The 1,649-nt window shown below is 30.3% G+C and carries 1 protein-coding gene and 2 tRNA genes; all 3 read left to right on the forward strand.

Annotated elements, in window-relative coordinates:
* Nucleotides 1-133 precede the first annotated feature (133 nt).
* The 3 genes from J3U74_RS12315 (at nucleotide 134) to J3U74_RS12325 (ending at nucleotide 1,417) form a co-directional block, all read left to right on the forward strand.
* Nucleotides 134-721, forward strand: coding sequence for a hypothetical protein (locus J3U74_RS12315; RefSeq protein ID WP_267328895.1), 588 nt, complete (start codon nucleotides 134-136; stop codon nucleotides 719-721).
* A 522-nt stretch (nucleotides 722-1,243) separates the two neighbouring features.
* A tRNA-Asn gene (locus J3U74_RS12320) sits at nucleotides 1,244-1,332 on the forward strand.
* An 8-nt stretch (nucleotides 1,333-1,340) separates the two neighbouring features.
* Nucleotides 1,341-1,417: transfer RNA gene (locus J3U74_RS12325), tRNA-Ile, on the forward strand.
* Nucleotides 1,418-1,649: the final 232 nt, after the last annotated feature.

Consider the following 1,649-nt stretch of genomic DNA (forward strand, 5'->3'; position numbering starts at 1 on the left):
TCTGAAATCACAAAAATATTATTGGCGGCAGAGTGCTTTATACGAGGTCATATTATTGAATTGTTTCCAAAAGTGGCATAGTTGATTTAGTAGATGAAATCTCATACCATTAATGAAAAATTATGGAGATGGTATGCCGAAAAAATTATTTATAATTCTGTTTTGTTTTCTAAGTATTAGTTGTAATAAAAAAGAAACTAAAATTGAACTACCAAACCAACTTAAATGGGGAATGAGTGTTGATGATGTAAAGCATATGGGGGTTAATATTTTTTACAAAGGGGAAAGTAAGGATCATAATAATCAATATTATTTAATTAAATCTGAATCTTTTCCTGAACTGAATTTCGAATTAGCTATATTTAAACAAAATAACGGATTAATAAATTATACTCAAAATAGTAATTTTTATGCTCCGCCAACAGTTATTAGTGATGAGAGTTATGATCCAACTGGTGAAAAGGCAATATCATTATATAACTCATATATTAGTAAATTTGATAAATTATATTATTCAAGTTCTGTTAACAAAAGCATTGAGCCTCACGATAATTTTTGGGTTAACCCTACATGTGAAGGAGATAGGCCCTGCATAATTGCAGAAAAAATTTACACGGATAATATTGATACCGAATTAAAAATTACTCTATCTGTAATTAAAGCTGAAAATAGAATAAATAATGTAGGTATTGTACAAATTTCTTTCATAAAAAAAGAATAATAAATTTAATTAAATATTAAACTCTTTTGTTAAAACCCGCTTAGGCGGGCTTTTTTATGTCTAGAAAAATTAAAATTATGGAAAGATTTCACTGGAGATTGTGCGGTTTAGAAAATAAAACACTTGACTGTTTAAACGTTTAAACGTATTATATGCTTATAATGCAATTCAGAGTGCATAAAATACAAGCGCGCTAAATGGGTGTTTTTTTATTTCCATATTATTCTGTTATTACTTATACACTCGGAGAATAATAATGGAAGAATCATTCATTAAGTCGCTGATTTCTAATTTCGATATAAAATTTTTTTTTCTTATCTAACGAAAAACTTACAATTAATCTTCTCTCTCTTGCTTTTTTTTCGCTTTTTACATTGGCTTTTTTATTTTATGTTCTAAAACCAATTGTAGCGTTTTTTATTAAACCATTATTAAATAAAAAACGAAAAAATTAGACCGAATCATTAATGATGAAAAGCTAGAAAATGGTTCTTTACGCTGATTGTATTTTTTACAAAAAAGGTAGGGTTGGCAGAACTGATTTAATGCACCGGTTTGTTAAACCGCAAGGGCTCGTCCCTTCGTGAGTTGGAATCTCACACCCTGCACCAAATTTTAAGGGGCTAAAGCTCATACGGTATGAGCTGTCAACTCATAATTGACAGGTAATTGGTTCGAGTCCAGCTAGACCCACCATAACAGAGCCTTCAGCCTCTGTAATCCTGAACAGGTATCATACTGAGTTCTTTTCAAGAATCGGTAGCAATGCTAGACACACACGAGCATTTAATTATTAGCTAGTACGCTACCTCCCATAATTAAAAAGAAGATTTAAACATGCCAATAAAAGATCCTGACAACGTCAATTGGACAGTTGTTGTTTATTTATTTTTTGTCACTTTACTCGGTTCATTATCTAGCTATTGCT

The organism is Gilliamella sp. B3892 (assembly GCF_026536305.1).
Taxonomy (GTDB): Bacteria; Pseudomonadota; Gammaproteobacteria; order Enterobacterales; family Orbaceae; genus Gilliamella.

Bases quoted from the DNA above. Each gene is read 5' to 3' on its own strand.
- J3U74_RS12315 (WP_267328895.1), top strand. From the start codon at position 134: ATGCCGAAAAAATTATTTATAATTCTGTTTTGTTTTCTAAGTATTAGT.